Annotated in this window: 19 protein-coding genes, 2 tRNA genes, 1 rRNA gene and 1 other RNA gene; 12 read left to right on the forward strand and 11 right to left on the reverse strand. The window is 28.9% G+C overall.

Annotated elements, in window-relative coordinates:
- Window positions 1–65: 65 nt before the first annotated feature.
- The 4 genes from ACYUE0_RS15090 to ACYUE0_RS15105 all read left to right on the forward strand — a co-directional run bounded on the left by ACYUE0_RS15090 (window position 66) and on the right by ACYUE0_RS15105 (window position 6,333).
- Window positions 66–749, forward strand: coding sequence for an ABC transporter ATP-binding protein (locus ACYUE0_RS15090; protein ID WP_010299618.1), 684 nt, complete (start codon window positions 66–68; stop codon window positions 747–749).
- Window positions 746–3,385 carry an ABC transporter permease gene (locus tag ACYUE0_RS15095; protein WP_460271307.1) on the forward strand — a complete coding sequence of 880 codons (2,640 nt, stop codon included), beginning with the start codon at window positions 746–748 and terminating at the stop codon, window positions 3,383–3,385. The genes ACYUE0_RS15090 and ACYUE0_RS15095 overlap by 4 nt, the downstream gene beginning before the upstream one ends.
- A gap of 536 nt (window positions 3,386–3,921) precedes the next feature.
- On the forward strand, window positions 3,922–5,298 hold the full coding sequence (locus ACYUE0_RS15100) for an alanine/glycine:cation symporter family protein (protein ID WP_061996440.1): 1,377 nt from the start codon (window positions 3,922–3,924) through the stop codon (window positions 5,296–5,298).
- Window positions 5,299–5,433: 135 nt separating this feature from the next.
- The gene (locus ACYUE0_RS15105; RefSeq protein ID WP_460271310.1) at window positions 5,434–6,333 is read left to right on the forward strand and encodes a phosphatidylserine decarboxylase; all 900 of its coding nucleotides are present in this window, start codon (window positions 5,434–5,436) and stop codon (window positions 6,331–6,333) included.
- A 13-nt stretch (window positions 6,334–6,346) separates the two neighbouring features.
- Here ACYUE0_RS15105 and ACYUE0_RS15110 read toward each other — a convergent pair whose 3' ends face one another.
- Window positions 6,347–8,515: a methyl-accepting chemotaxis protein gene (locus tag ACYUE0_RS15110; protein ID WP_460271312.1), complete on the reverse strand. Its 2,169-nt coding sequence runs from the start codon at window positions 8,513–8,515 to the stop codon at window positions 6,347–6,349.
- A 349-nt stretch (window positions 8,516–8,864) separates the two neighbouring features.
- On the opposite strand from ACYUE0_RS15110, the gene ACYUE0_RS15115 reads away from it, so the two are divergent.
- The 5 genes from ACYUE0_RS15115 (at window position 8,865) to ACYUE0_RS15135 (ending at window position 12,349) form a co-directional block, all read left to right on the forward strand.
- Window positions 8,865–9,533, forward strand: coding sequence for a DUF969 domain-containing protein (locus ACYUE0_RS15115; RefSeq protein WP_061996437.1), 669 nt, complete (start codon window positions 8,865–8,867; stop codon window positions 9,531–9,533).
- 17 nt (window positions 9,534–9,550) lie between these two features.
- Entirely contained in the window at window positions 9,551–10,480 is a 930-nt protein-coding gene (locus tag ACYUE0_RS15120) for a DUF979 domain-containing protein (RefSeq protein WP_061996436.1), read from the forward strand.
- 22 nt (window positions 10,481–10,502) lie between these two features.
- Window positions 10,503–11,144, forward strand: coding sequence for a pyroglutamyl-peptidase I (gene pcp / locus ACYUE0_RS15125; RefSeq protein ID WP_061996435.1), 642 nt, complete (start codon window positions 10,503–10,505; stop codon window positions 11,142–11,144).
- A complete protein-coding gene (locus ACYUE0_RS15130; protein WP_082761269.1) occupies window positions 11,144–11,578 on the forward strand; it encodes a gamma-glutamylcyclotransferase family protein in 435 nt (144 codons plus the stop codon). The genes pcp and ACYUE0_RS15130 overlap by 1 nt, the downstream gene beginning before the upstream one ends.
- Window positions 11,579–11,665: 87 nt before the next feature.
- A complete protein-coding gene (locus tag ACYUE0_RS15135; RefSeq protein WP_061996433.1) occupies window positions 11,666–12,349 on the forward strand; it encodes a Crp/Fnr family transcriptional regulator in 684 nt (227 codons plus the stop codon).
- Window positions 12,350–12,379: 30 nt separating this feature from the next.
- Here the strand turns inward: ACYUE0_RS15135 and ACYUE0_RS15140 are convergent, their stop codons facing one another.
- From ACYUE0_RS15140 to ACYUE0_RS15170, 7 genes are all read right to left on the reverse strand, one after another.
- Window positions 12,380–12,634: a pro-sigmaK processing inhibitor BofA family protein gene (locus ACYUE0_RS15140; RefSeq protein ID WP_061996432.1), complete on the reverse strand. Its 255-nt coding sequence runs from the start codon at window positions 12,632–12,634 to the stop codon at window positions 12,380–12,382.
- A gap of 269 nt (window positions 12,635–12,903) precedes the next feature.
- Window positions 12,904–13,182: a DUF2508 family protein gene (locus ACYUE0_RS15145; RefSeq protein ID WP_061996431.1), complete on the reverse strand. Its 279-nt coding sequence runs from the start codon at window positions 13,180–13,182 to the stop codon at window positions 12,904–12,906.
- 129 nt (window positions 13,183–13,311) lie between these two features.
- Entirely contained in the window at window positions 13,312–13,908 is a 597-nt protein-coding gene (recR, locus tag ACYUE0_RS15150; RefSeq protein WP_010299594.1) for a recombination mediator RecR, read from the reverse strand.
- A 34-nt stretch (window positions 13,909–13,942) separates the two neighbouring features.
- The gene (locus ACYUE0_RS15155; RefSeq protein WP_010299592.1) at window positions 13,943–14,281 is read right to left on the reverse strand and encodes a YbaB/EbfC family nucleoid-associated protein; all 339 of its coding nucleotides are present in this window, start codon (window positions 14,279–14,281) and stop codon (window positions 13,943–13,945) included.
- Window positions 14,282–14,415: 134 nt separating this feature from the next.
- Window positions 14,416–16,044 carry a DNA polymerase III subunit gamma/tau gene (gene dnaX / locus ACYUE0_RS15160; protein ID WP_460271316.1) on the reverse strand — a complete coding sequence of 543 codons (1,629 nt, stop codon included), beginning with the start codon at window positions 16,042–16,044 and terminating at the stop codon, window positions 14,416–14,418.
- 159 nt (window positions 16,045–16,203) lie between these two features.
- An RNA gene (ffs, locus tag ACYUE0_RS15165) (signal recognition particle sRNA large type) lies at window positions 16,204–16,467 on the reverse strand.
- Between the two features lie 2 nt (window positions 16,468–16,469).
- A tRNA-Ser gene (locus ACYUE0_RS15170) sits at window positions 16,470–16,559 on the reverse strand.
- A 183-nt stretch (window positions 16,560–16,742) separates the two neighbouring features.
- Between ACYUE0_RS15170 and ACYUE0_RS15175 the strand changes: the two genes are divergently transcribed.
- Window positions 16,743–17,429, forward strand: coding sequence for a TIGR00266 family protein (locus ACYUE0_RS15175; protein ID WP_061996429.1), 687 nt, complete (start codon window positions 16,743–16,745; stop codon window positions 17,427–17,429).
- A 46-nt stretch (window positions 17,430–17,475) separates the two neighbouring features.
- Here the strand turns inward: ACYUE0_RS15175 and lgt are convergent, their stop codons facing one another.
- The 3 genes from lgt to ACYUE0_RS15190 all read right to left on the reverse strand — a co-directional run bounded on the left by lgt (window position 17,476) and on the right by ACYUE0_RS15190 (window position 19,036).
- Window positions 17,476–18,255, reverse strand: a complete 780-nt coding sequence (lgt, locus tag ACYUE0_RS15180; protein WP_460271318.1) for a prolipoprotein diacylglyceryl transferase — start codon at window positions 18,253–18,255, stop codon at window positions 17,476–17,478.
- A 149-nt stretch (window positions 18,256–18,404) separates the two neighbouring features.
- A complete protein-coding gene (locus ACYUE0_RS15185; protein ID WP_061997076.1) occupies window positions 18,405–18,851 on the reverse strand; it encodes a nucleoside deaminase in 447 nt (148 codons plus the stop codon).
- A gap of 108 nt (window positions 18,852–18,959) precedes the next feature.
- Window positions 18,960–19,036: transfer RNA gene (locus tag ACYUE0_RS15190), tRNA-Arg, on the reverse strand.
- 209 nt (window positions 19,037–19,245) lie between these two features.
- Between ACYUE0_RS15190 and ACYUE0_RS15195 the strand changes: the two genes are divergently transcribed.
- Entirely contained in the window at window positions 19,246–20,634 is a 1,389-nt protein-coding gene (locus ACYUE0_RS15195; RefSeq protein WP_061997078.1) for a pyruvate carboxylase subunit B, read from the forward strand.
- 469 nt (window positions 20,635–21,103) lie between these two features.
- Window positions 21,104–21,184: ribosomal RNA gene (locus ACYUE0_RS15200) — 16S ribosomal RNA — on the forward strand; the annotation flags it as partial.

Raw genomic sequence — 21,184 nt, forward strand, 5'->3', positions numbered from 1 at the left:
GTAAAAAACATATAAAAATCATGAATATTTTAAAAGTATGAGTTAATAAGAAAGGGGAAAATATTTTGGAAATATTAAGAGTTGAAAATCTTACAAAAACTTACGGAAAAGGTGAGACAAAGGTTACTGCATTGGATAACTTAAACTTAAAAATAAACAAAGGAGAATTTGTTTCAATAATTGGAGCTAGTGGATCAGGTAAATCTACACTCCTTCATATGTTAGGGGGAGTGGATAAACCTACAAGTGGAAAAATATATATCGATGGCACTAATATTTCATCAATGAATGAAACTAAATTAGCTTTATTTCGTCGACGAAAAGTAGGTTTAATATATCAGTTTTTCAATCTTATTCCTACAATAACTGTTGAAAAAAATATATTATTACCTATGTTGTTAGATGGCAGAAATCCTAAAAGAGAAGAATTTGATAAGGTTGCAAAAATGCTTGGTTTAAACGAAAGACTTAATCATCTACCAAACCAACTTTCAGGTGGTCAACAGCAAAGGGTTGCTATCGGTCGCTCATTAATTTATAGACCTTCTATTATTTTAGCAGATGAACCTACTGGAAACCTTGATAGAAAAAATTCTGAGAGTATTCTTGAAATGTTGAAAATTTCAAATAAAGAGTATAACCAAACTATTTTAATGATTACTCATGACGAAAAAATTGCATTATCAGCAGATCGAATGATTAGAATAGATGATGGTAAAATTGTATCAGATGAGGTGATTAAGCAATGAATATTATGAATGAATATACATATAATCATTTGAGAAAAAGCAAGCGACATACAATTTCTATAATGATTGCTATTATAATTTCCTCAGCACTTCTATGTTCACTATGTATATTTGTACATACTGTATGGAAAGGAAAAGTAACCTCAACAATTGAACATGAAGGTTATTGGCATGGGGAATTATGGGATTATATATCAGGTGATAAATTTAAATATGTAACAGAAAACCCAGAGGTTGAAACCACCATGGTTAAAGGATCATGGGTTACTACTAAACTTTCAAATACAAAACGTCCCTATCTGATAATGAGAGATGCAGATGCAAATTATTGGTCTGATCTGGATTTGAAAGATAATCTTACGCAAGGTAAATTTCCAGAAAAATCTGGAGAAATTGTTGTATCAAAATTATTTTTCGTGGAGAATCCTTCATATAAAATTGGTGATAAATTAACGATTCCTACAGGTAATCGTATGTTAGGTGATAAAGTAATTAGAGGAAACAGTTATAAACAAACAGGGGAGACTTTTAAAGAAATAGAGACTAAGACATATACTATAGTTGGAGAGATAGATATTTCTGGAGAGATGTCTATATTTCCTGGATATACTGCTATGGGATACTTGGATACTTCAAAAATTCAACCTGAAGATGAACTTACGGTTTATATGCGTTTGGTAAATCCACGTAAAATATATGAGATATTACCCCAAATTGCTAAATCTGCAGGATTAACTAAGAATGAATATGGACAATATAACGTTAAGTACAACACATCTTTATTAACTTTATATGGAATTACAAATAAAAATGATGAGAGCACTCAAATCATTGGAATAATAGCAATGGTAATGATACTTACTTTACTAGTTATGGGAACATTTATCCTTATTATCTATAATGCATTTTCACTATCTGCTAATAGTAGGATTAAACAACTAGGCATTCTAAAAAGTTTAGGAGCAACTCCAAGGCAAATTAGGCATTCTGTTATATATGAAGGGTTTTTGCTATGGATTATTCAATTGCCAATAGGTATTATAACAGGATATCTATTTAGTTATATGGTTGTTTTTAAAGTTAATAAAATTCTTAGTGCTGTAGAAGGTTTTAGAAAAATAGATATTTCCTTCTCATGGGTAGTAGTTGGTTTTTCTATCATTATTTCATTGATTACTGTTTTAATATCAGCATATATTCCAGCAAGAAAAGTAGCGAAAGTACCAGCTATTGTTGGAATACGTCAGAATAGTAATAAAGTAAAATTGAAAAAACAAAAAAGCCACCGAATAATTAATAAAATATTTGGTACAGAAGGGGAGTTAGCAAGATCGCAATTTTCAGCTAACAAAAAAAGTTTACGTACAGCTGTACTATCTCTTTCAATATGTTTTAGCTTAATAGTGGGGTATATTGCCTTTATATCTATATATAATTTAGGTATGTCTGAAAACCGTGAAATGACACAATATGATATGAGAGTTAATTTAAAAATTGCTGATGAACCAAGTGATGAGATGATAAATAAAATTATTTCATTACCAGAAGTTAAAGGGAGCGTAATTAGAAGAGACGTACGTACTACAACCTATGTAACATCAGAACAAGAATCAGATATTTTTGCTAAATCTGGAGGATTTGATGGGGTAAACACCATGAAATACAATATATTAAATGAAAATGGAAAACATAGAATTATATCAAATCTAGTTGCATTAAGCGATGAATCATTTAAAAAGTATTGTGAAGAAATTAGTACTAATTCTGATAAGTACTATCAAGATGGTGTAGTTACAGGAATACTATTAGACAGTTCATATCATACACCAAAGGATTCAAAAATTAGACAAAAAATGCCATTGCTAAATGTAAAAGTGGGTGATGAGCTAGTTTTAAATGAAAAAGTAGAAAATGATATGAATGCAAATTATGAATTTAATTTTCAAGTAGGAGCTGTGACAGAGGTATTTCCAGGGGAATTAGGAATGGGTGGATACAGCGTAGCTTGTATAGTACCTATGAAAACATATCAGAAAATAGTTAGTAATTTTATGCCAGAACGTATACTTGAATCCAACAATATGTCAATTGATTTGTTGGTCGGTGAGGAGGCTAGTCCAAGCATAAAGGAGGAATTAAATAAGATTTGTAGTTCTTATCTTGGAACTGAAGATTTTACGATATGGAGTCTATTGGAAGAAAAAAATTACGACGAATTAGTTCAAAGAGCTACAGACATTAGTGTCTTTGCTATAGCATTAATGATTGGGTTAATTGGTATTTTTAATGTCTTTTCTACCATTTCCAATAATCTTAGATTACGTAAGAGAGAATTTGCTATACTTAGATCAGTAGGATTAACGCCAAAAGGATTAAATAAAATACTGATGTTAGAAGGTTTATTTTTCGCTGCAACACCTATTATTGTCAGTATTCCAATGGTATTATTTATCTGTTGGTTTATATTGAAAATAATGCCAATAACGTGGGCTCAGTTCATATCTGTTTTACCATTAGGTGTAATTCTAGGGTATACTATGCTTATAATTATAGCTATTTTCCTATCCTATTATTTTTCTTCAACATGTGTTAAAAAAAGTAATGTAGTAGAGTCAATAAAAAACGAAATAGTATAATTTAGAATCTATTACTAAGAAGTAATTTTTTCATAAAGTATGATTATATTATATTTAATATATAAAAATTAAATTTTTTAAAATCGTAGGTTTATATAGCCTACGGTTTTTTATATGAAAGTACATAATTTTAAAAGTTTTGCTATGTATAAAACTATCACCTCTGGTTGGGGAAGATATTATTAGGTAAAGTAAATATTTATCTTCTACAATATTATTTTTATTATATAAAAAATTAGTAGAAACTTAGGGAAGAAAATTTTAAGAATATAATATATTTTAAGAAAATTATATATTTATTAAAATAGATTAAATAAATATATATTTAACAAAATATACACTAAAAAGCTAAAGAAAGTACATTTATAGACATTTCAAACAGTACAAGCATAATCTATAATTAAAGTATATTGGAAATATTTATAATTAAATAATCAATTATTATAGTTACAAATAGTTTATTTAAAATCAGTTAAATCAATGCTATCAACTATGGTGACTTTATAATATACATTGGTAGAATGGGGGAATTATTAATGGATTTATTGCTTGATTTTGTTATTAAAGTAAATGGAGTATTGTGGGACTCGGTATTATTAGTGTTGTTATTAGGTACAGGTTTATATTTCACAGTTAGGCTTAAATTTGTGCAGATTAGAAAGTTCGGTGAGGGATTTAGACGAATTTTTGGTGGATTAAACTTAAGAGGTAAAAAAGCTGGAGAAGATGGTATGAGTTCATTCCAGGCAGTAGCAACAGCAATAGCGGCACAAGTTGGTACAGGAAACTTAGCTGGAGCTGCGACAGCAATAGCTTCAGGAGGACCAGGAGCTATATTTTGGATGTGGGTAAGTGCATTTTTTGGAATGTCAACAATTTATGCAGAGGCAGTACTTGCTCAACTATTTAGAACTAAAGTTGAAGGTGAGGTTACTGGTGGACCAGCATATTATATTAAAAATGGTATAAAAAATAAAAAGATAGGGTCTTTTCTAGCAACATTTTTTGCAATAGCTTGTATATTAGCATTAGCTTTTATGGGAAATGCAGTGCAGGCCAATTCGATATCTGATGCATTTAATAATGCATTTGGTTTTTCACCTTTAATTATAGGTATATTAGTTTCTATATTAGCAGGTTTTGTATTTTTTGGAGGTATGGGACGTATAGCATCTGTTACTGAAAAAATAGTACCTATAATGGCAGCATTTTATATAGTTACAGCAGTTATAATAATAGGAATGAACGGAAGTGAAATACTACCAGCTTTCAAAGCGATAGTTGTTGGTGCTTTTAACCCTCAGGCAGTTATGGGAGGAGCTATAGGTGTTACTGTAAAACAAGCGGTAAGATATGGTGTAGCAAGAGGTTTATTCTCTAATGAAGCTGGTATGGGTTCAACTCCACATGCTCATGCTGTTGCGAAGGTGAAGCATCCATGTGAACAAGGATCAGTTGCAATAGTTAGTGTGTTTATTGATACTTTTGTAATATTAACATTAACAGCATTAGCTATAATAACAAGTGGAGCTAACAACATGGAAGGGTTAAAAGGTATAGCATTAACTCAAAAGGCGTTTGAGCTAACACTAGGTAATTTTGGACAAGGGTTCATAGCTATTTGCTTATTATTCTTTGCTTTTTCAACAATAATAGGATGGTACTTCTTTGGTGAATCAAACATAAAATATTTATTTGGAAAAAAGGCATTGAATATATATAGAATATTAGTAATGGTTATAATTGTTATTGGTTCAACTTTAAAAGTAGATTTAGTTTGGGAATTAGCAGATACATTTAATGGATTAATGGTTATACCAAATTTAATTGCGTTATTAGTATTAAGTGGATTAGTAGTAAAAAGTTCAAGAGAATATGATGGTGTGGAAAAAGATAAGGATATAGAAATATAGACGTATATAAATAGAGGTAAAAAAGGTTGTTTTTATGTTAAAACAACCTTTTTTTTATGATATAGTTAATAAGTATAAATTATTTTAAATTAGGTACCTTAAAAAGTAAGGTATAAATTTATTTAGGAGAAGAATATGATTAAGTACTATAATAGAAAAAAAGAAAAATATGAAATAGAAAATATAGCAGGGGAGAAAATTTTAAGATGGACATATGAATCACCTGTAGGAAAGACATTCTTAGAATTATTTATAAAAAGGAAAGTAGTATCTAAATTATACGGAATGTATTGTAATAGTAAATTAAGTAGGAAAAAAATAAATGGATTTATTAGTGAGTTCAATATTGATATGAGTAGGTTTAAAAATAAGGAAAATGAATACAAGTCCTTTAATGAATTTTTTTACAGAGGAATAGAAGAAGAAAAGTTAATCTTTAGTAAGGATAAAGATATTTTTATTTCTCCAGCAGACAGTAAATTACTAGCACTCAATATTAGTTCTAAGAAAAATACAATTAATATTAAAGGATTTGATTATAGTATAGAAGATTTATTAGGAGATGGTAAACTAGCTAAAGAATATGAAGGGGGATTAAGCCTTATATTTAGGCTATGCCCAACAGATTATCATAGGTTTCATTTTATTGATGATGGAGTATGTTTAAAGACGAAAAAGATAAAAGGAAAATATTATTCAGTAAATCCAATAGCTCTCGAAAAAGTAGATAGAGTTTTCATAGAAAATAAAAGGGAGTACAGTGTATTTAAAAGTGATAATTTTAAAGAAATAGTTTATATAGAAGTGGGGGCCACCTGCGTAGGTTCAATAATTCAAACATATAAGGAAAACTCTAAAATATGTAAAGGTGAAGAAAAAGGATATTTTAAATTTGGTGGGTCTACAGTAATCCTCTTAGTAAAAAAAGATGTTATAACAATTGATGAAGATATAAAAAATCAAAGTGAAAAAGGGATAGAAACATCAGTGAATATAGGTGAAAGAATAGGTACTATAAAAAAGATGCACCATTAAAAGTGCATCTTTTTTATAGTTTAAATTTAGAGGTTATATTAGTTAGTCTTAATGCGCTATCCCTGTTGTTTAGGCAAGCATCATTAATATTAGTTAGCTTTAATGCAATTTCTTCCGTTTTATTAGATATATTCAAAGTTCCATTTGCGCCTTCATTTATAGTGTGAGAAACTTCATCTATAGCATCTACTAATCCGGATACATATATATTTAAATTTTGAGCTTCTTTACTAAAATCAATCATAAAATTGTCAAAAGAAGAAGCATCTTTAGAATAGGATTTACCAGTTTCAATCATTTTTTCATAATCTGAGTTAAGTTGAGATTCCATAAAATCTATCATTTTTTTAGAACTAATAGAAAGACTTTCTACTGAATTATATACAATTTTAACTAAATTTTGTATATTAGCAGCAGTTTTTCTAGATTCAAGTGCTAATTTTCTTACTTCTTCAGCTACAACAGCAAAACCCCTACCAGCATCACCAGCTCTAGCTGCTTCAATTGCAGCATTTAACGCTAAAAGATTTGTTTGCTCTGTTATCTGCATTATAGCATTAGCAAGTCCATGTATTTGATTTACACCCTTCGACGTTTCAAGTGCATGTTCTAATTCTTTTTTTACATCAGAATATAAGTTAACAGTTAATTCTTTAGACTGTAAAGAGGAGTTCTCAAATTCTAAAGCTTTTTTAACTATGGATTTTGCTATTTCAGATCCATTAAGTGATTCAGAAGCTATAGAATCTATTCCAACTTTCATTTTCTCAGAAGAAGCATTCATTTCTTCTGAGGTAGCAGCCGTCTGTTGAAGACCATAAGATAAAACTGAAACATCATTAAAAGTTTCCTCTGCATTCTTTTTAAGTTTTTCTATAGAATTTTCAACGACTTGAACGTTAGAAGTAATTACATTTTCCACTTCAGAAAGCTCTGTCACAACTTCTCTAAGAACTTTTCTCATATCTATTACAGAAGAAGATATTTCTCCTATTTCATCTTTACCTAATTTAGATATTTTTATATTATCTTGTGATAGATCTAATTTAGCTGTTTTTATAACTAAATCTTTTGCTACTAATATTGGCTTTATTAAAAACTTCGCTATTATAAAAGCAAATACTAAACAAATTAAAGAAACTACAACAGCGATAAGTACTATAGTTTTAGTTAAATCACTAAGTGGAGAAAGAAGATTTCTCTCATTTGTATATAAAACTAAAGTCCAATTAGTTTTAGGAATTACACCATAGGAACCAATAAGTGTATCTTTATTTTCTTTGAATTTTACTGATGAAATGTTTACTTTCATTCCATTTTTTGCTTTTTTTACAATCTGTTTAAGTTCATCCACATTCAATTCAGTACCTAATAATTCAGGCTTAGAACTATGAATGTATATTCCGTTTTCATCTAGTAAACTTGTAAGAGTTACTGCATCTTTATTAATATTTATGTCTTTTAAATACTTGGAAAAACTGTCAACTAGAACATAAGAAGCAACATATCCTATGCATTGTCCATGATTAGTATAATCTTTTACTGGATTAGTAAAGACCATAACATTTTTTTGTGTTTTCTCAGATTTAAAAGAATTACTTACAAATTGACCACCTGAGGAACTGACGCCGTGAAAACTTTTATCGGATACATTTTTATTTATCATATCTTTTTCACTATCTGCTATTACTACACCATTTAAATCTATTAAAGACAATCTTTCAACAGAAGGTGTATTTTTTAAGTAATTATCAAAGGTGTTTAATATATTTTTATTATTAGCTTTTGAGTTTGATAAAGCCTCAAAAGCAAAGGAATTATTAGAAAGGGAAACTGTTTCGCTAGTATATTTTTCTATCATTGTAGAAATTGTATCTATAGATTTTTCAACAATAGTTTCTAAACTATGTTCGCTTAAATTTGAAATTATAGCTGAACCTTTTATATAAATAAAACTAGTAGTTATTATCATTGCGGCTATAACTATAATACTTATAGTAGCAGAAATTTTTAAACCTATAGAGTTTTTGTTGTTTTTAGTGAATTTTTTTAAGGCTTTAAAACTAATGAGTTTTTCTTTTAACAAGTCATTTTTAGAAGATTTTATTTTAGAATCAGTTTTTTTATATCTTCTTTTCAATTTTTTAAATTTAGTTTTTTCTTTATTTAAAATATTCCCCATATAAACACCCCCCTAAATAATAACTTATAACTACTACCATATTAATATTTTATCATAATTTTCAAAAAATTTGGAACATTGTAAAAATATTTAACAATTGATACATATTCGTCAATGTATACAAAACAAGAAATAATAAAAATATTTATAATATTATATTAATTAAATTTAATATTAAACTTTATATCAAAAAATAGGTTAAATATATAAGCAAATATTAATTTTTAGTAAACAAAAGGCTTATTTTTATAAATTTGTATATACAGATACAGAATAAAAAATTAATTATCAGTATAATCTAAAAAAACAAACTTAAAAGATAAATCTGAAAAAGAAAGGGATGTAATAAATGACACTTATAGGAATTGTTATAGTTATTATAGGTTTTGCTTTAAAATTAGATACTATAGCTGTAGTTGTATCAGCTGGTGTTGTGACAGGTATAGTAGCAAATATAAGTTTTATTGAGATTTTAGAAATATTAGGTTCTACTTTTGTTAGTCAAAGACATATGTCGCTTTTTATATTGACATTACCGGTCATAGGAATGTGTGAAAGATACGGGTTAAAAGAGAGAGCTATAGAACTTATAAGTAAAGCTAAAAATTTATCAACAGGAAAAACTCTTACTTTATATCTATTTATAAGAGAGGCAGCTGCAGCAGCATCCGTTAGATTAGGTGGTCATGCTCAATTTATAAGACCTTTAATAAACCCTATGGCTCAAGGTGCGGCAGTTGGAAAATATGGAGAAATAGATGAAAAACTAGAGGATAAGATAAAAGGTGCAGCAGCAGCTATGGAAAACTACGGTAATTTCTTTGCTCAAAATGTATTTATGGCAAGTTCAGGGGTACTGTTAATAGCTGGAACTTTAACTGAATTGGGATATACAGCAAACACTTTAGATATAGCTAAAGCATCAATACCAGTAGCTTTAATAACATTTTTATTAGTAGCATTGCAAAATTACTTATTAGATAAATCAATACAGAGAGAAATGAAAAAACACAACTAGAAGAAGGAGGAATTAGTATGGATATAAAAGCTATAACAGATATATTATTAGAAGTATTTTACACCATGGTTGGATTGCTTATGTTAACAACAGCATTCAGTACGTTTAAGGATAAAAATCATAAAGCAAAAATAGGAACTATGATGTTTTGGAGTATATTAGCTATAATCTTTATTTTTGGTAAAGTTATTCCACCTGCTATAGTTGGAGGATTATTAGTAGTATTAGGAATATTAACAGCAAGCAAGAAAGTTAAGGTAGGCAATTTAAAACCTCTAAGTAGTGAGTTTGCACATGAACAATGTAAGAAGTTAGGAAATAAAATATTTATACCGTCTATTGCAATAGCTGTAGTGGCTCTTGTTATAGCACAGTTTACACCTTTAGGTGGTGTAGTTGCCATAGGTATATCTGCAGTTACAGCAATATTAATAACTTTTGCAATAACAAAAGCTACACCAAAAATGTTAATTGAAGATGGAGATAGAATGCTTCAGTCAGTTGGCTCTACAAGTATACTGCCTCAGCTTTTAGCAGCATTAGGATCATTATTTACTGCAGCAGGTGTTGGTGAGGTTATTGCCGGGGGAATATCTAGCTTTATTCCAAGTGGAAATATACTTATAGGAATAACTGCGTACTGTTTAGGTATGGCTATATTTACAATGATAATGGGAAATGCTTTCGCTGCATTTTCAGTTATAACAGCAGGTGTTGGAATTCCATTTGTATTTGCGCAAGGAGCAAATCCGGCAATTGCTGGAGCGTTAGCATTAACAGCAGGATATTGTGGAACATTATTAACGCCTATGGCAGCAAACTTTAATGTAATGCCAGCAGCATTGTTAGAAACTATAGATAAAAATGCAGTTATAAAATATCAAGCACCGGTAGCTATAATACTTTTGGTTTTACATATACCATTAATGTATTTCTTAGCATTTTAGGACATCATAGGAGGTAAAAATTATGAAAGTTTTAATTACAGGGTTTGATCCCTTTGGAGGAGAAAAAGTTAACCCAGCATTAGAGGCGGTTAAATTATTACCAGATATTATATCTGGAGCAGAGGTTATAAAGTTAGAAATACCTACTGTTTTTAGAAAGTCTGTTATACATATAGATGAGGCTATAAAGATGAATAATCCTGATATTGTAATATCAGTTGGTCAAGCTGGTGGAAGATTTGGAATTAATCCAGAAAGAGTGGCTATAAATATAGATGACGCAAGGATAAAAGATAATATAGGAAACCAACCTATAGATATAGAGATTGAAGAAGATGGTAAAAAAGCATATTTTTCAAGTCTACCAATAAAAGCTATGGTAAAAAAAATGAATGATAATGGAATACCAGCAGCAGTTTCAAATACAGCAGGAACTTTTGTTTGTAATCATGTTATGTATGGGATACTATACTTAATAGACAAAAAGTATCCTAATATAAAAGGTGGATTTATACATGTTCCGTATATACCAAATCAAGTAATTTCAAAACCTAATACACCATATATGTCTCTAAAAGACATATCAAAAGGTTTAGAATTATGTATAGAAGCTGCAGTTGAAAATAGTGAAGATCTAAAGATAACAGGAGGGACGATTTGCTAATGTTAGAGCCAAAAGAAAGATTAAAAATATTTGTTTATGGAAGTTTAAGAACTGGCTTTTTTAATTATGACATATATTTAAAGGGAAAAGTAAAAGAGTGTAATTTAGGCAGAATAAAAGGTGAATTATTTCATATGCCAAATAAGAAATATCCAGCACTATTAGATGGAGAAGACTATGTTTATGGTGAAATCATGGAAGTAGACAGCTATGAAGAAGTAATAGTTGCTATGGATAAGATGGAAGGATATCATGAGCCTAATAGTAAAGATAACGAATATAATAGAATTGTTGTTGATGTGTATAATATAGATAAAGATATAGTTGAAAAATGTTATGTTTATAAGTATGCATTAAATGATAGAGAAATATTTGATAAACATAGTGCTTACATAAATCATGGTGATTGGAAAAAGTTTATGACAAATAAATAATAATATAAAATAAAAAGTGGTATACTATAAAATAAAAAGGGTAAGTTAGCTTACTCTTTTTTATTTATATTAAAAGGTAGTGACATTATGTATAAAAAATTATTTGATTTAGACAAACAAAAAAATATGAGAGATTTTTTTCTTAATAACTTAAGTAAAATGGGAAAGTTAATTACATATAAAAAAAACGAAACTATAAACCATATAGATATAAATGAATTAATTATAGTTGTATCCGGAAAGGTTAAAGTCATTACATTTACAGTATCAGGACAAGAAAAAGTACTCTTTTATTTAAGAAGTGGAGAGATAGATGGTGAAATATCATATTTTGGAGATGAGCATATACATTCAAAAATTATAGCCTTAGAAGATTCTGTTATAAGCCATATTTCTTATGATGTTTTAACTGAAGTAATTAGTGAATATCCAGAGTATTATAGTTTTTTTATTCATAGTATTATAAGAAAATATAGGATAGCCTTATCACAAATATATGATTTTTTAGCGGAAAGTCCTAAAGTTAGAATAGCATCTACTTTATACAGATTAGTAACACAAAGCCCTAAATATATTGATGGAAGACAAACTATAGATTTACTTTTAACACATCAGGAATTAGCCAATTTAATAGGATGTTCAAGGGTTACAGTAACTCGAATTTTGAAAGAATTAAAAAATGAAGGAATAATAGATACAAAAACTAAAGAAATTTATATAAATGATATAGAAAAGTTAAAAAAATTATCAGGTATATATGATGACGAATAAAAACCTACTCTAAAATAGAGTAGGTTTTTATTATACCATTAGATTAAAAATAATTAAAAAAAGTACGCCTGGAATACCTAATAAACCTGCTATTAAAGCAGTTACAGCATTTATTGCTATGTATATACCAAATGGACCACCTACAAAGTTGATTAATAATAATAAAATTCCTCCAGCAATTCCATTTATTATTAACTTCATAAGAATCTTTATTGGCCATGCAAAAAGTTTTCCAATTATAAATAAACCTATAACAGCAGCAATAAATATTAAAGCAGTATCCATAAAATCATCTCCTCAGTAGTTACATAATTTATAATATAGGTATTATATAGGGAAACAAGCTCAGATTTAAAGTTATACACCAAATTTTTGTTATCGTTAAGAAAACAAGTATAACTATTAACCATTTACTATTAACTAAAATAAGCGTTAACTAGAAGTAAAATATTAATTTAAAATTTTCTCATTTGATAAATAGATAAGTTTAAAATTTAACTTGGAACCCTATAGTAATATTATATATCAATATTAAGGAGTATATGAGAAAAATATTATTTATAGGTACTACTTAATTCTTCTAGCATTAAACTTCCATCTAAAGTTATGCCTTTGGTTTTAGCTAAAGAAAGAAAATATAAGTATTTAGACTTTGCCTCATCTTCTTTACATATTATTAAATCTATTAATTTAGGATCACTAACAAATTGAAAATAATTCTTTGCATTTTGCCATTCTTCCAAAGCATCATTTAATTGAGTAATAATATCTATGTCTTCTTTAGAATACTTTTTTCCTTTAAATATTAATTTGAAAACATGTTTTTTATTCATAGTATAAACCTCCTACTTTACAAGTATTATTTACATAAAGTGGTATTATTATACTTTTAATGAATATATAAAATACAATAAAAGGAAGCAATTTTAAAATTGCTTCCTCTTTTTGATTATAATTTACATCTAGATTTCTTTTCTTCCCTCTAGTGCTTTGGATAAGGTTACTTCATCTGAATATTCCAAATCTCCACCGACAGGAACACCGTGAGCTATTCTAGTAACTTTAACTCCTAAAGGCTTTAAAATTTTAGAAATGTACATAGCAGTAGCTTCACCTTCAATATTAGGATTTGTTGCTACTATTATTTCTTTAGGTTCTCCATTTATTCTAGTAACTAACTCTTTTAGTTTTATATCTTCTGGACCTCTTCCGTTCATAGGTGAAATTGTTCCATGAAGAACATGATAAACGCCATTATATTCTTGAACCTTTTCTAGAGTCATTATGTCTTTAGGTTGTTCAACAACGCAAATTGTTGACTTATCTCTATTAGGATTTGAACATATAGAGCATGGAGTTGAATCAGTAAAATTACCACAAACAGGGCAATATTTTATAGTTCCTCTTGCCTTAACAAGAGCTGAAGCAAACTCCTCAACCTCTTCACGAGGTAAATTAAGAACATAAAGGGTTAATCTTTGAGCTGTTTTTGCTCCTATACCTGGAAGTTTGGAAAACTCTTCTATAAGCTTTTCTATTGCTACAGGATAAAAATCCAATTTATTCACCTCTAAGTTTTTAGCTTATTTATTATTAAAATAAACCAGGCATATTTAGGCCACCAGTTAATTTACCCATATCGTTTGCAGTTTGAGTTTCAGCTGTTTTTAAAGCTTCATTACAAGCTAGCATAACTAAATCTTCTAACATTTCAACATCATCTGGATCAACAACTTCTGGTTTAATAGAAACTTTTAATAATTCTCTTTTTCCATTAACTACAGCAGTAACTGCACCACCACCGGCTCTACCTTCAAAAGTTTTATTTTCTAAATCCTTTTGCATATCTTCCATTTGTTTTTGGAATTTTTGAGCTTGTTTTATTAAATTATTCATATTTCCACCCATTCCTGGGAATCCACCTTTTGCCATAAATTATTCCTCCTTTAAATTAAAGTAAATATATTATATATTATCAATATATTAGTATATATAATATTTGATAATAATGTAACTAAAATTAATATTTATTTTACTTATTTTATTTATATTAACATCTTAATATATTATTCATCAATTATTTCTACTAAATCTTCTCCAAAAGTTTTTAAAAGTATATCTTCTTTAGATATAGATTCTTCTTGTGGTTTATCTATAGAATAGTCTACTACAACGTTGGCCTTTAAAATTTCTGAAAAAATAGAGTTTATAATTTTTCGATTGCCTTCTTTTTCTAATCTTTTTTTATGAAATTCATATTGTTTTTCAAATATGATATTTATTCTATTCCCTTTAACATAGTTTATTTTTCCAACCATCAGTGCTGCTGCTAAAACCATGTTTTTTCTAGATTTTAATAGCTGTTGAATGTCTTTAAATGATTTATTTACAGTATCAAAGTCAATAGAGCAATTTTCAAAAGTTACATCATTGTCTTCTATAGAAGTCTCAGGTGTTGAATCTTTAGGTACATATATATCTTTTTTAGTTGATATTTTATTTTCATCGATAGCTTTATTATTAGAAACTATATTTGAGACTATACCATTTTTTATAGTATTTTCGATCTTATTAATTCTAGATAAAATTACTTCTTGAGATGTATCATATTCAAATTTACACATTTTTATTATAGCAAGTTCAAGATAAATTCTTCCTTGCTTTGAATATTTAGCGTTTTCTTCTGTGTCTTGAAGTATTTTTATATATCTCATTATTTCTTCAACTCTTAATTTTTCGCTTTGAAGTTTTAAAAGTTCTATATTTTCTATAGACATTTCTAAAACTTCTTCTGGATTTTCAGTAACCTTTACCATCATTAAATCTCTCATATGTTTAGTAAGATCTTTAATAAATAAATTTACATCTTTACCGGAAGATATAGCATTATTAATGGTTTTAACGGCACCTTCAATATCCTTTAAAATTATAAAGTCTGTAAGAGTTATTAAATCATCATTGGTCATAAGACCAAGCATTTTAACTATATTGTCATACTCAACTTTGTTATCACTCATGGATATAGCTTGATCTAAAATACTTAGGGCATCTCTCATTGCACCATCACATATTCTAGCAATTAGTTTTAAGCTTTTATCTTCAGCATAAACACCTAAAATATCAGTTATTTGTTTAAGTCTTAAAAATATATCATCATTTTTAATTCGTTTAAAATCAAATTTTTGACACCTAGAAAGTATTGTTATAGGTAACTTTTGTGGATCAGTTGTTGCTAAAACAAATATAACATAACTAGGTGGTTCTTCTAAAGTTTTTAAGAATGCATTAACAGCACCTTGAGATAACATATGAACTTCATCTATAATATAAACCTTATATTTAGATTCTTGAGGAGGATATTGTACATCGTCTATAATATCCCTTATATTATCTACTTTATTATGAGAGGCTGCGTCTAACTCAACTACATCTATAGCAGTTCCATTATTTATCTTAATGCACATTTCACACTCATTACATGGTTCACCATCTTGAGAATTAAGACAATTTACTGCTTTAGAAAAAATTTTAGCGGTAGAGGTCTTACCGGTTCCTCTTGTTCCGCATAGTAAATATGCATGAGCTATTCTTTCGCTCTTTATTGCATTTTTTAATGTAGTGCTTATATGGTTTTGACCAACAACATCCTCAAATTTTTGGGGTCTAAATTTCCTATATAGTGCAGTATAACCCATAGTTTCACCTCATATCTTACCAATAATATTATAAAGTATTTACAACAATTAAAACGAAATACTATAAACTTTATAATTAAGCTTATATATAATATAATATAATTTTTTATGTATAAAAAAAAGATGCAAAAATGCATCTTGTACTTTTAAGATTTAAAGTCGTACACCTCGCTTCGATATTAATTTATATGCGTTACCTATGTAGTTAACTCAAACCAGGTTAATCCACGGCACATAAAGGGGCTCACTTATCGCTGCTTCCTTCCAGACCTGACGAGGTTCATGAGTCTTTATTGCGTGGGACCCAGTTATCAACGCCACTTACATAGGCCAGACCATACAAATTAATACCTAGGCGAGGAATTCAACCCTGCTATAGCGGATTGCAGGTGCAGGGCACCGCTAACTCCCCGTCTAGTACGACATGGCGGAGAGAGAGGGATTCGAACCCTCGGTAGAGTTTCCCCTACACACGCGTTCCAGGCGTGCTCCTTCAGCCGCTCGGACATCTCTCCATACAATATTCATTATGTAAATAACATTATACTATTATAATGTTACAATTTCAAGTATTATATTATTAATAAATTGTGCATATGTTGGATTAATTAAACATTTTATTATATTTGTTATAAAAAACATTTTTTTTTCGATATTATACATATATAATATTATAAAAAATATTTAAGAGGTGTTTTATGAATTATGAAATAAAAGGTGGGAACATGCCAGTAGCAATATGTACATTAGACCAGGGAGAAACTGTAGTATCCGAATCAGGTGCTATGGGCTGGATGAGTGAGAATATTGTTATGGATACTAATATGAAAGGCGGGCTATTTGGGGGAATAGGAAGAGCTTTATCAGGTGATAGTTTATTTTTAAATACATTTACATGTACGAATGGACAAGGAACTATAGCTTTCCCTTGCTCAGTACCGGGAAAATTATTAGTTAAAAATTTATATCAAGGACAAACTTTGATTTGTCAAAAAGGTGCGTTTTTAGCAGCAGAAACTTCTGTTGAATTTAAAATTCACTTAAAGAAAAGAATATCATCTGGTCTTTTCGGAGGAGAGGGTTTTATACTTCAAAGAATGACAGGTCCAGGTATAGTATTTTTAGAATTTGATGGACATGTTGAAGAAATGGATTTATCACCAGGAGAAACAATTAAGGTTGATACAGGACATGTTGCAGCCTTTGAATCTACAGTTAGCTTTGATGTAGAAATGGTTAAAGGCGTGAAAAATATGTTGTTTGGAGGAGAAGGTTTGTTTTTAACAACTTTAACAGGTCCAGGAAGAGTTTATCTTCAAACAATGCCAATAAGCAATTTAGCATCAAGAATATATCCATATATACCAATGAAAAGTGGAAATTAATAAAAATAGCCATGCAAAATTTTGCATGGCTAATCTTTATTAATCTTTATGAATATTTATTTTTACGTTTATTGTTAGATTTGTTACAGTAAATAACTCCTATAATCCAAATTAAAACTCCTAGTAAGCTTATTAGTTGAGCAACTCTTATAGGTCCTAACATCAAACTATCAGTTCTTAATCCTTCAATAAAAAATCTTCCTAAGGAATATAGTCCTATATAGGTAAAGAAAACTATACCATTTTTATATACCTTATTTAAAATATATATAAGTATTATGCAAACTATGATATCCCAAATACTTTCATATAAAAAAGTAGGATGATAATATGTTCCATTAATTAACATTCCATTTTGTATAAAAGTAGGAAATTTACTGATAAATGATTGAGAAACTGGGCCACCATGAGCTTCTTGATTAAAAAAGTTTCCCCATCTACCAATTGCTTGGGCAAGAATTATACAAGGGGCAGCAACATCCATACCACCTAAAAAATTTATATTTTTCTTTTTAGCTAAAATATAAGAAACTATTATAGCCGCAATTATACCACCATGGATTGCGATTCCGCCTTGTCTAATATTAAATATATTAATTAGATTATCCTTATATTGATCAAATTCAAATATTACATAATAAGCTCTAGCTCCAATTATAGAAAACGGAAAAGTTATAATAAAAATTGTAAGTAAATCATCGTAATCTATATCCCTTAACTTACATGTGTATTGAGCTAAAAGAATTGCGATTATAACACTTATTGAAATACATATACCATACCACGCAATATCTACTCCAAATAAAGAAAACGCAACTTTATCCATATTAACACCTCCAAAATGTATCATATAACAGTATTATACAAATATATAATAAAATAAATAATAATAAAATGTATTACAAAATTATATTATATTAATATTTTGTTTTCTATATATTCTTGAAATATTTAATATTTTGTTTTCATGTTTAATTAACGTTTGTGTTTAAAAAAGTTCTCTAGGAGTAAACTACAATCTTTATTATATAACCACTGAACATTTACCCAATGATTAAGAGAATCATTTTGCACTATATTCAATACAGAACCACAGGCACCGCTTCTGTCGTCAAAGGTACCAATATATAAATTTTTTATTCTACTTTGAATTATAGCGCCTGCACACATAGGACATGGCTCTAATGTCACATACATACTACAATCATTAAGGCGCCAATTATTAAGAGCTTTGCATGCTTTTTTTATAGCCAAAATTTCAGCATGGCAAGTTGGATCATTATTAAATTCTTTTAGATTATGGGCTGTAGCGATTATTTTGTTATCTTTTACAATAACAGCTCCAACTGGAACTTCATTAAAAATCAGAGCTTTTCTTGCCTCTTGTATAGCAATTTCCATAAAAACTGAATTTTGATTCATATTTAACACCTACTAGTTAGTAATATTTTTATATTAATTGACGCAAAAATGATTTTAAAATTGCATTTAAATAAAATAAAAGGCCTAACAGTATAGTCTGTTAGGCTGTGGTGCGCGCGAGAGGAGTCGAACCTCCGGCCTACCCCTTAGGAGGGGGTTGCTCTATCCAACTGAGCTACGGGCGCATATTAATTAAAAGAGTATATATATATTATAAATATTTTTCCTGTGTAATGTCAATAACTATTAATAAACTGGAATTTTAGTATTTAATTTATTAATTTTTCAAGAAAAATGGATTTTTCAGAAAAATAAATGATTTATTGCAGATTTTTATATAGGTTTGTGCTAAAATACAAAATGTATGACATTGAAACATAGAGGTGATTAATAAATGAAAAAGATTCATATAACAGAAACAGTGTTAAGAGACGCTAATCAGTCATTAATAGCGACTAGACTACCATATGAAAAATTTGCTCCAATTCTTAAGGAATTAGATAATGCAGGATATTATTCATTAGAGTGTTGGGGAGGCGCAACATTTGACTCATGCTTAAGATATTTAAATGAAGATCCATGGGAAAGATTAAAAAAAATAAAAAGCATAGTAAAAAAAACACCACTTCAAATGTTATTAAGAGGACAAAATATATTAGGGTATAAACATTATCCAGATGATGTAGTAAGAGAATTTGTTAAAATGTCAGTATATCATGGGATGGATATTATAAGAATTTTTGATGCTTTAAACGATTACGATAATATAGAAGTGGCTATGGATGAGACTATAAAACAAGGGGCTCATGCACAAGGTACAATAGTATATACAGTTAGCCCTATACACGATGTTAAAAACTATGCTAATTTAGCAAAAAGGTTGGAAAATATGGGAGCTAATTCAATATGTATAAAAGATATGGCAGGGCTTATAATGCCAGATATAGCATATGACTTAGTAAAAGGTATAAAAGAAGAAGTAAAAATACCAGTATTTTTACATTCACATTGTACAAATGGCATGGGTGAAATGTCTTACTATAGAGCAGCACAGGCAGGTGTTGATGGAATAGATACAGCAATATCAGCATTTTCTAGTGGTACATCTCAACCACCTACTGAAACAATGCATCAAGCATTAACTTCAGCTGGATTTGATACAAATCTAAGTATTGATAAGTTAACTAGCATAAATAACTTTTTCAAACCTATAAGACAGGAAGTTTTAGATTCAGGTTTATTAGATCCAAAGGTGTTAACACCACAACCAGAAGGGTTAAGAAACCAAATACCTGGAGGTATGTTATCTAATATGATAGCTCAGCTTAAAGCACAAAACTCTATTGGAAAATTAGATGCAGTTTTACAAGAAGTACCTAGAGTAAGAGAAGACTTAGGATATCCACCGCTTGTTACACCTATGAGTCAAATGGTTGGAACTCAAGCTACTGTTAATGTACTAACTGGAGAAAGATATAAAATGGTTTTAAAAGAAGTAAAAGCATATTGTAAAGGAGAGTATGGAAAAGCTCCAGGAAAAATAAATCCAGAAGTTATGAAGAAAGCTTTAGGAGATGATGAAACTATAAAAGGAAGATATGCATCTACTTTAGAACCAGCCTTTGAAAAAACAAAAGAACTATTAAAAGGAAAAGTATCTTCTAATGAAGATGTATTATCATATCTTGCATTTCCGCAAATAGCTGAAGAGTTTTTTGAAAAGAGAGCTCAAAAGCCATCAGAAGAAATTCTAAGAAAAGAAACTAATAGTGAAGTAATATAGTAATAAAACTATAGTAAATAAAATGATAAAGAAACACCTTAAAATAGTGATAAATGGCTATTTAAAGGTGTTTTTTTAATAATAGTCAATATAACTATTCCACGTGTGTCAATAGTAGTAATTTGAAGAAAAAAAAAGAATATAAAAGAAATATAAGGATAACCTCTTTGTTTGATTAAATTTCAAGAAAAACCATGAAGTATTTAGCATATAATAAATCTTGTCGCTGAGGCAAGCAAGTAAACAGCCCAAGCGATAAGGATTAAAACTTTAAAAAATACTTTCAAAATTTGAAAATAAATTTTAAAAAAGTATTGACAAAAAAGTTTAAATCTAGTAGAATAGTAAAAGTCGTCATAGGTAAAACCAGTTAATTCATTTGAGAATCTATTTTGTAGAGGCTCACATCGRAAGATGTAAAAAAATTGACTATTATAGTCAGCAAATTGCTTGAAGCAGTTCAAACTTTTAAATTGAGAGTTTGATCCTGGCTCAGGACGAACGCTGGCGGCGTGCCTAACACATGCAAGTCGAGCGATGAAGCTCCTTC

Source organism: Clostridium sp. CTA-19 (assembly GCF_054767855.1).

Excerpts from the sequence above, each read along its gene's own strand:
- ACYUE0_RS15095 (WP_460271307.1), top strand. The coding sequence starts at position 746 with ATGAATATTATGAATGAATATACATATAATCATTTGAGAAAAAGCAAG.
- ACYUE0_RS15100 (WP_061996440.1), top strand. The coding sequence starts at position 3,922 with ATGGATTTATTGCTTGATTTTGTTATTAAAGTAAATGGAGTATTGTGG.
- ACYUE0_RS15105 (WP_460271310.1), top strand. The coding sequence starts at position 5,434 with ATGATTAAGTACTATAATAGAAAAAAAGAAAAATATGAAATAGAAAAT.
- ACYUE0_RS15110 (WP_460271312.1), bottom strand. The coding sequence starts at position 8,515 with ATGGGGAATATTTTAAATAAAGAAAAAACTAAATTTAAAAAATTGAAA.
- ACYUE0_RS15115 (WP_061996437.1), top strand. The coding sequence starts at position 8,865 with ATGACACTTATAGGAATTGTTATAGTTATTATAGGTTTTGCTTTAAAA.
- ACYUE0_RS15120 (WP_061996436.1), top strand. The coding sequence starts at position 9,551 with ATGGATATAAAAGCTATAACAGATATATTATTAGAAGTATTTTACACC.
- pcp (WP_061996435.1), top strand. The coding sequence starts at position 10,503 with ATGAAAGTTTTAATTACAGGGTTTGATCCCTTTGGAGGAGAAAAAGTT.
- ACYUE0_RS15130 (WP_082761269.1), top strand. The coding sequence starts at position 11,144 with ATGTTAGAGCCAAAAGAAAGATTAAAAATATTTGTTTATGGAAGTTTA.
- ACYUE0_RS15135 (WP_061996433.1), top strand. The coding sequence starts at position 11,666 with ATGTATAAAAAATTATTTGATTTAGACAAACAAAAAAATATGAGAGAT.
- ACYUE0_RS15140 (WP_061996432.1), bottom strand. The coding sequence starts at position 12,634 with ATGGATACTGCTTTAATATTTATTGCTGCTGTTATAGGTTTATTTATA.
- ACYUE0_RS15145 (WP_061996431.1), bottom strand. The coding sequence starts at position 13,182 with ATGAATAAAAAACATGTTTTCAAATTAATATTTAAAGGAAAAAAGTAT.
- ACYUE0_RS15155 (WP_010299592.1), bottom strand. The coding sequence starts at position 14,281 with ATGGCAAAAGGTGGATTCCCAGGAATGGGTGGAAATATGAATAATTTA.
- dnaX (WP_460271316.1), bottom strand. The coding sequence starts at position 16,044 with ATGGGTTATACTGCACTATATAGGAAATTTAGACCCCAAAAATTTGAG.
- ACYUE0_RS15175 (WP_061996429.1), top strand. The coding sequence starts at position 16,743 with ATGAATTATGAAATAAAAGGTGGGAACATGCCAGTAGCAATATGTACA.
- lgt (WP_460271318.1), bottom strand. The coding sequence starts at position 18,255 with ATGGATAAAGTTGCGTTTTCTTTATTTGGAGTAGATATTGCGTGGTAT.
- ACYUE0_RS15185 (WP_061997076.1), bottom strand. The coding sequence starts at position 18,851 with ATGAATCAAAATTCAGTTTTTATGGAAATTGCTATACAAGAGGCAAGA.
- ACYUE0_RS15195 (WP_061997078.1), top strand. The coding sequence starts at position 19,246 with ATGAAAAAGATTCATATAACAGAAACAGTGTTAAGAGACGCTAATCAG.